Annotated in this window: 4 protein-coding genes and 1 pseudogene; 3 read left to right on the plus strand and 2 right to left on the minus strand. The window is 74.0% G+C overall.

Features of this window, described 5'->3' with window-relative positions:
* Positions 1-246: 246 nt before the first annotated feature.
* On the minus strand, positions 247-576 hold the full coding sequence (locus H488_RS33095) for a hypothetical protein (protein WP_035925846.1): 330 nt from the start codon (positions 574-576) through the stop codon (positions 247-249).
* A 49-nt stretch (positions 577-625) separates the two neighbouring features.
* On the opposite strand from H488_RS33095, the gene H488_RS33100 reads away from it, so the two are divergent.
* Both H488_RS33100 and H488_RS33105 read left to right on the plus strand, forming a co-directional pair.
* Entirely contained in the window at positions 626-1,858 is a 1,233-nt protein-coding gene (locus H488_RS33100) for a molybdopterin molybdotransferase MoeA (RefSeq protein WP_017834533.1), read from the plus strand.
* A 162-nt stretch (positions 1,859-2,020) separates the two neighbouring features.
* Positions 2,021-2,407, plus strand: coding sequence for a hypothetical protein (locus tag H488_RS33105; RefSeq protein WP_017834534.1), 387 nt, complete (start codon positions 2,021-2,023; stop codon positions 2,405-2,407).
* Between the two features lie 4 nt (positions 2,408-2,411).
* Here the strand turns inward: H488_RS33105 and H488_RS33110 are convergent, their stop codons facing one another.
* Entirely contained in the window at positions 2,412-3,257 is an 846-nt protein-coding gene (locus H488_RS33110) for an alpha/beta fold hydrolase (protein ID WP_017834535.1), read from the minus strand.
* Between the two features lie 209 nt (positions 3,258-3,466).
* On the opposite strand from H488_RS33110, the pseudogene H488_RS38770 reads away from it, so the two are divergent.
* Positions 3,467-7,121, plus strand: a pseudogene (locus tag H488_RS38770) (nitrate reductase subunit alpha); the annotation flags it as partial.

Genomic DNA, 7,121 nt, shown 5'->3' on the forward strand with positions numbered 1-7,121 from the left:
CACTTGTCGATCACCGACAGGCGCAGGTCGGTGGCGCGGCGGCCGTGGCGGTCCATCAGCCCGGCCCCGGCCGGGGCGCCGCTGGGGCCAGGACCGGTGTCGCGCAGCCGCGGCAGTCCCAGGGAAACGCTCATGTCACCGCCTCGGTGGTCGTCCCCGGCCCGCACGGTGCTCGGCGTGCCGGGATGGTCCGCCCAGTGTAATCAGTCCCCAGCATGCCGAGAACGCCCCGGGCGCCGTACGGCGTCACGCCGGCTCCGGCGGGGCCTGCTCGTCCAGCCGCGCGAGAGCATCCGTCCACCGGGCCTCCTGCTCGGCGGGCGACTGCTCCCACCACGGCGTGCCGCGCTCACCGAGGCCCAGCTTGGCGATCCCCACCCGGTCCCGCACGGCCCGCAGCTCCTCCTCCGTGCCGTCCCGCCGCACCGTGCGGACGGCCGCCCGGGCCCGGCCCAGGTGGGACGTCAGCCGGGCCGCGACGTCCTCGGGCAGCCCGGGATCCTGGCGGCGCCACCGCCGGCCATCCACCACGATCCACCGGCCGTCCGGCGTGTGCTCCACATCCCGTTGCGTCATGGCCCCGATCCTGCCAGGACGGGCGCGCCCCGGCACCTACGCTGGAGGAATGAGCAGGCACGCGCAGCACCCGGTCCGCAGCGTCGACGAGCACCGCCGCGCGGTCACGGAGGCCCTGCGGGGTCTCCGCGTCCGGACGGAGACCGTGCCGCTGGCGGCCGCGGCGGGCCGGGTCCTGGCCGAGGACCTCGTGGCGCCCCTGAGCCTGCAGCCCTTCGACAACTCCCAGATGGACGGTTTCGCGATCCGTGCCGCCGACAGCCGGACGGCGCCCGGGGAGGACGGGCGCACCCCGTTCGTCGTCGTCGCCCCCGTGCCCGCCGGCCACGTCCCCGGCCCGCTCGGTCCCGGGGAGGCGGCCCCCGTCATGACCGGCGCGCCCCTGCCGTCCGGCGCGGACGCCGTGGTGCCCGTCGAGGAGTCGCTGCCGGGGGGCTTCCCGGCACCCGGGACCCACCTCCGGCTCCCGGCGGGCCAGCCGGCCGGGAGGTTCGTCCGCCGCGCGGGCGAGGACGTCGTCGCCGGGGACACGGCGCTGGTCGCGGGGCAGCGGCTCACCCCCGCCCGGATCGGGCTCACGGCCGCGCTGGGGTGCGCGGAGCTGACCGTGCGCGCCCGCCCCCGGGCCGTGCTCTACACGACGGGCGACGAGGTCGTGGCGCCCGGCGCCGCGCGCGGCCCGGCCCAGATCTTCGACGCGAACGCGGCGATCCTGCGCGCCCAGCTCGCGGAGGCGGGCGTGGAGGTGGTCGGCGCCCACCTGCTCTCCGACGACGCCGGCGCCTTCGCGGCACGCCTGGCGGAGGACACCGCGCGGAGGCCCGACTTCTTCGTCTCCTCCGGCGGGGTCAGCGAGGGCGCCTACGAGGTCGTCCGGCAGGTGCTCGCGCCCCACGGCGAGTTCGTGCACGTCGCCATGCAGCCCGGGGGGCCGCAGGGCCTCGCGGCACCGGGCGGCGTTCCCTTCGTCTGCCTGCCCGGCAACCCCGTCAGCACCCTCGTGTCCTTCGAGATGTTCCTCCGCCCCGCCCTGACCGAGACCGTGGGCGCCCCGGCGCCGCGGGCCCGCCGCACGGGGCCCCTCGCGGAGGCCGTCCGGCCGCTGCCCGGGCGGACCCAGGTGCGCCGCGCCGTCTGGGACGGCGCCACGGTGCGGATGGCGGGCGGGCCCGGCTCCCACCTGCTGGCCGCCGCGGCCCGGGCCAACGCCCTCGCGCTCGTGCCGGCGGGCGGGGCCGAGCTGCCGGCGGGGACCCCGGTGGAGCTGCTGCTGCTCGACTGACCCGGTGCGCGCCCGGCCCGCGGGACCGCAGGGCCGCACCACCGCAGGACCCCACCACCGCCGGGGCGGCTCCGGCCGGGCCCGGGGCGCCGCGGCGGTGTCCCCGCCGCTCGCTAGACTGGTCCGCGCCCCCGCCCGGACGATCGCACAGAACAGGTCCCCATGACGTCCCTGCTCGCCCCGCTGCTCCTCGCCGCCACCGCCGTGATCCAGGCGCTCGGCCGCTACGAGTACCACCAGAACGGCATCACCGTGGTGGGCCAGATGCTCTTCCCGATCTTCTTCGCCGTCCTGGCGCTCTTCCTCGCCCGCCGCGGCGAGCGGGGCGCCTTCGGTACCGCGCACCTCGGGCTGCTCGTGCTCGGCGGCATCCTGTTCGTGCTCACCCTGGTGGGCTGGAACGGCACCGTCCCCCAGCTCTACCCCTCCGTGGGAATCTACTACGCGGCGTTCGCGCTGCTGGCGGTCCAGGCCGCGCTGCGCATCGCGGGGACCCCCCGGCGCCGGCGCGAGGACGCGCCGTCCGAGGGACCCTCCCCGCGGGGCTGAGCCGCTACGGAGTGTTCGCGGTCCCGCCGACGCGCTCGAGTACCAGTCCCGCCAGCTCCTCGGCACGGGTCTCCGGCAGCCAGTGGCCGGCGTCCAGCTCCACGAACCGGTAGGGCCCCCGCACGTGCTCGGCCGTGAGCTCCGCGGCCCGCCGGCCCAGGGCGGGGTCCCGGGCGCCCCACGCGTACGTGGTCGGAACGTCCACCGGTCCGGTGCGCAGCCGGGACAGCGGCAGGGCGCGGTACCAGTTCAGGGCGCCGGTGAGCGCGCCGGGCTCCCGCATCCGGGCCGCGTAGCGGGCGGCCTCCGCCGCGGGCAGGCCGGAGCGGCGCAGGAGCTGCTCGAGGCGCGGACCGAGCAGCGCCTCCGGGAGCCGGGGCAGCTGGAAGGCCCCGACGTAGGCCGAGCGCAGCGCCTGCGGCGAGCGGGTCAGGGAGCGGGCGAGCGCCCGGGGGTGCGGGACCGAGGCCACCGTCAGGGACGCCGTCCGCTCCGGCCGGTGGGCCGCGAGGGTCCACGCCACGATCCCGCCCCAGTCGTGGCCGACGACGTGGGCGCGCTCCAGCCCGGCGGCGTCCAACAGCGCCACGGCGTCCTGGACGAGCAGCTCGAGCCGGTAGGCGCGGCGACCCCGGGGCCTGGCGCCGGGGGAGTAGCCGCGCTGATCGGGCACCAGCGTGCGCAGGCCGGCGCGCCGCAGCACGGGCGCGACCCCGGACCAGCTCGTGCCGTCCTGGGGGAAGCCGTGCAGCAGCAGGACGGGCTCCCCGTCCGGGGGCCCGTCGTCGCGCACGTCGAGGCGCACGCCGGGGCGGAGGTCACCGGGAGGGCGGAGGGTCGGTCGGTCCATCCGGCCAGGCTAGTCCCGGCCGGCGCCCGTCCGCGCGAGAGCCGGGGCTCGGTCATCCCCTTTCCGCCGAGAAAAACAAGGGTGCCGGAATTCTTGACGGAAAATGAATTCTGAAATTGATGTGTCATGAATTCTTTTCCACCGAATTGCCGTTCATTGGTCCACAAGAAAATCCTAATTCAGAATGCCGAATTCGATAGGTTGGCACCATGGTTGCCAGCTCCGTTCCGCCGGGCACCGATGGCCCCGCGTCCCACGCCCTGCTCAAGCTCGGGAAGTTCTTCACCCGCTGGGAGGAGTCCCCGGACGGCCGCGCGGTCTACCGCGAGGGCGGGCGGGCCGGTGACGCGTTCTACCGGAACCGGTGGAGCCACGACAAGGTGGTCCGCTCCACGCACGGGGTGAACTGCACGGGCTCGTGCTCCTGGAAGGTCTACGTCAAGGACGGGATCATCACCTGGGAGGCGCAGGAGACCGACTACCCCTCGGTGGGCCCGGACCGCCCGGAGTACGAGCCGCGCGGCTGTCCCCGCGGCGCCGCCTTCTCCTGGTACACCTACTCGCCCACCCGGGTCCGCTACCCGTACGTCCGCGGGGTGCTGCTGGAGATGTACCGCGCGGCCAAGGAACAGGTGGGCGGGGACCCCGTGCTGGCGTGGCAGGCGGTGGTCGGCGACCCGGAGAAGCGCCGGGCCTTCCAGCAGGCCCGCGGCAAGGGCGGCCTGGTGCGCTCGAGCTGGCAGGAGGCCCTCGAGATGACCGCCGCCGCCCACGTGCACACCGTGAAGACCTACGGCCCCGACCGGTGCACCGGCTTCTCCCCGATCCCCGCGATGTCCATGGTCTCCCACGCCGCGGGGGCCCGGTTCATCAACCTCATCGGCGGTGTGATGAACAGCTTCTACGACTGGTACGCGGACCTGCCCGTGGCCAGCCCCCAGGTCTTCGGAGACCAGACCGACGTCCCGGAGTCCGGCGACTGGTGGGACGCCACCTACCTCATGATGTGGGGCTCGAACGTCCCGGTCACCCGCACCCCGGACGCGCACTGGATGGTCGAGGCCCGCTACCGCGGCACCAAGGTCGTCTCGGTCAGCCCCGACTACTCCGACAACACGAAGTTCGCCGACGAGTGGCTGCCCGCCCAGGCCGGCACGGACGCCGCGCTCGCCATGGCGATGGGCCACGTGATCCTGCGGGAGAACTTCGTGGAGCGGCGGGTCCCGTTCTTCGAGGACTACGTCCTGCAGTACACCGACCTGCCCATGCTCGTCACCCTCGACGAACGCGAGGACGGCACCGTGGTGCCCGGCAAGTTCGTCACCGCCGCGGACCTGGGCGGGGGCGAGGCGACGGCCTCCGACGCGGCGTTCAAGACCGTGCTGATCGACCGCGACGCCGGCACGCCGGTGGTCCCGAACGGGTCCATGGGCTTCCGCTACAACGAGCAGGACGAGGGGAAGTGGAACCTCGACCTGCAGGGCGTGCGCCCGGCGCTCTCGCTCGCGGACGCCTCCTCCTACGAGGGCTCGGTGAGCGCGGTGCACCTGCCCGCCTTCACCGACGCCACGGGGGAGGGCTCGGTGCTGCGCCGCGGCGTGCCCGTCACCGAGGTCGCCGGACGGACGGTCACCACGGTCTTCGACCTCATGCTCGCCCAGTACGGCGTGGGCCGCGAGGGCCTGCCGGGGGACTGGGCGGCCGGGCTCGACGACGTCGCGACCCCCTACACCCCGGCGTGGCAGGAGGAGATCACCTCGGTCCCGGCCCGGGCCGTGATCCGCACCGCCCGCGAGTTCGCGGCCAACGCGGAGAAGTCCGGCGGCCGGTCGATGATCATCCTGGGGGCCGGCATCTGCCAGTGGTACCACGGGGACGTCACCTACCGGGCGATCCTCGCGATGCTCATGCTGTGCGGGTGCCAGGGCCGCAACGGCGNGGGGCCGGCATCTGCCAGTGGTACCACGGGGACGTCACCTACCGGGCGATCCTCGCGATGCTCATGCTGTGCGGGTGCCAGGGCCGCAACGGCGGCGGGTGGGCGCACTACGTGGGCCAGGAGAAGGCCCGCCCCATCACGGGCTGGGCCGCGATGGCCGCGGCCACCGACTGGACCCGCCCGCCGCGCTTCATGATCGGCACCGCGTTCTGGTACATGCACACCGACCAGTGGCGCTCCGACGGCTACTCGTCCGACTCCCTCCAGTCGCCCCTGGCGGAGGGCCACCTGAAGGGCATGCACACCGCGGACGTGGTCGCGAAGTCCACCCGGATGGGCTGGATGCCGTTCTACCCGCAGTTCGACCGCAACTCCCTCGACGTCGCGGACCTCGCCGTCGAGGGCGTGGCCCGGGGGGAGGCCCCCGACGAGGCCCGGTGGGTCGCGGACCGGCTGAAGTCGGGGCAGCTGCGCTTCGCCGTCGAGGACGTCGACGCCCCCGAGAACTGGGCCCGCACCCTGGTGCTGTGGCGCTCCAACCTGCTGGGGTCCTCCGCGAAGGGCGAGGAGTACTTCCTCCGGCACCTCCTCGGCACGCACCACAACGTCATGGGGCAGGACCACTCCGCGTCCCGGCCGCGGGACGTGACCTGGCACGAGCAGGCGCCCGAGGGCAAGCTCGACCTGCTGGTCTCCGCGGACTTCCGGATGACGAGCTCCACCCTGCTCTCCGACGTCGTCCTCCCCGCCGCCACCTGGTACGAGAAGCACGACCTGTCCTCCACGGACATGCACCCGTACGTGCACGCGTTCACCCCGGCGATCGACCCGCCGTGGGAGGCCAAGACCGACTACGAGCTGTTCCGGCTGCTCGCCGAGGAGTTCTCCCGCCAGGCGCGGACCCACCTGGGGGTGCGCAAGGACCTGGTGGCCACCGCGCTCACCCACGACACCCCGGGGGAGATCGCCCAGCCCGGCGGGCACGCGCCCGACTGGAAGCACACCGACCTGCCGGCCGTGCCCGGGAAGAACCTGCCCAACCTCGCGGTCGTGGAGCGGGACTACACCGCGATCGGGGAGAAGTTCTCGGCGGTGGGGCCCCTGGCCGAGCGGCTGGGCTTCACCACGAAGCACATCACCTACGACGTCTCCCACCAGGTGGACCAGCTGGCGCGCCTGCACGGGGTCTTCGACTCCGGGGCCGCGGCGGGCCGCCCGGCCGTGGACACCGACGCGCGGATGGCGGAGGCGATCCTGCTCTTCTCCGGGACCACCAACGGGGAGCTGGCCGTGCAGGGCTTCGAGACCCTCGAGAAGCGCACCGGGGTGGAGCTCGCAGACCTCGCCCGCGGCTCCGAGGAGAANGGGGAGCTGGCCGTGCAGGGCTTCGAGACCCTCGAGAAGCGCACCGGGGTGGAGCTCGCAGACCTCGCCCGCGGCTCCGAGGAGAAGCGGATCAGCTTCGCCGACACCCAGGCCGCCCCGGTCCCGGTGATCACGTCCCCGGAGTGGTCCGGCTCCGAGACCGGGGGACGGCGCTACGCCCCGTTCACGGTCAACATCGAACGGCTCAAGCCCTTCCACACCCTCACCGGGCGGATGCACTTCTTCCTGGACCACGACTGGCTCAAGGACATGGGCGAGACCCTGCCGATCTACCGCCCGCCCCTGGACATGCACCGGCTCTTCGGCGAGCCGCAGCTGGGGGAGCGGGGGGAGCTGTCCATCGCCGTGCGGTACCTGACGCCGCACAACAAGTGGTCGATCCACTCGGAGTACCAGGACAACCTGTTCATGCTCTCCCTCTCCCGCGGGGGCACCACGGTGTGGATGAGCCCCCAGGACGCCGCACTGATCGAGGTCGCCGACAACGACTGGGTCGAGTGCCTCAACACCAACGGCGTCTACATCGGCCGGGCCATCGT

The organism is Kocuria sp. UCD-OTCP (assembly GCF_000349605.1).
Taxonomy (GTDB): Bacteria; Actinomycetota; Actinomycetes; order Actinomycetales; family Micrococcaceae; genus Kocuria; species Kocuria rosea.